The organism is Vibrio sp. M250220, from assembly GCF_036533795.1.
Taxonomy (GTDB): Bacteria; Pseudomonadota; Gammaproteobacteria; order Enterobacterales; family Vibrionaceae; genus Vibrio.
This window is the reverse complement of record NZ_JATABI010000156.1, coordinates 1-857: the sequence shown is the minus strand read 5'-3', so window position 1 is coordinate 857 and position 857 is coordinate 1. Positions and strand designations below refer to the sequence as shown.

General features: G+C 41.3%; 1 protein-coding gene and 1 pseudogene. Both read right to left on the bottom strand.

Annotated features, from left to right (window positions below; genetic code table 11):
- Positions 1-289 (bottom strand): annotated as a pseudogene (locus tag QTN94_RS20100) (hypothetical protein); the annotation flags it as partial.
- Between the two features lie 6 nt (positions 290-295).
- Positions 296-857: hypothetical protein (locus QTN94_RS20095; RefSeq protein WP_331428660.1), on the bottom strand; the 562-nt coding region annotated here is incomplete at its 5' end.

The window sequence follows — 857 nt, the reverse complement described above, 5'->3', positions numbered from 1 at the left end:
AATTTTCATCTGCTGAGAAGTTGTGTTCCAACTTAAAACTCTCGTTGTAAATTCCTGTATTTACTTTTCCACTGCCTGCATTCCATGACCATCCGGAGCAGCTTTCCCCACGGCCAAAGTAGTTTACGCGAACACTGATATTGGCATCTGCTGGCTTTTTCCCAGCTATCACCATATACGGCTCTTCGCCCGCGCCCCATATTCGCTCCGATGGCCCCAAATAATACACAAATAGAATTACTGCAATGGTGATAAGCACAATCGATAATATTCGCTGTTTGTTACTCATACCCAGTTACTTACCTGTTTGCGGATCTAACGGGGTACTACGATATTCTTCACCAGCTAAAATATCGTAGTGAATCACCGTATCGCTATTAAACTGAGAAAAATCAAAGTAGACACTTTCTGCATTGTAATTTGGTTTTTGAGATATTTTTTCGTCATCTACAAACAAATAGCAGCCAAGCGAGCCAGACCAAACTTTCCCTAAACCCTTAAATATATAAGAATTACAATTTCTCGATTCTATTTTGGAAGCTAAATCTCTCGGTTTATTGCCATAATCAGTACCGGCTCGATAGATGCGTAGGTTCGCAAACCCTACCGTATCGAAGGCATTGATTAGCTCCACTTCCATATTAGATAGGTAAGTTATGCAGCCTCTCTCTGGTTGTCTTGGTTGGTAAGGGATCCTTAGTTCATAAAAATTTTCATCTGCTGAGAAGTTGTGTTCCAACTTAAAACTCTCGTTGTAAATTCCTGTATTTACTTTTCCACTGCCTGCATTCCATGACCATCCGGAGCAGCTTTCCCCACGGCCAAAGTAGTTTACGCGAACACTGATATTGGCATCT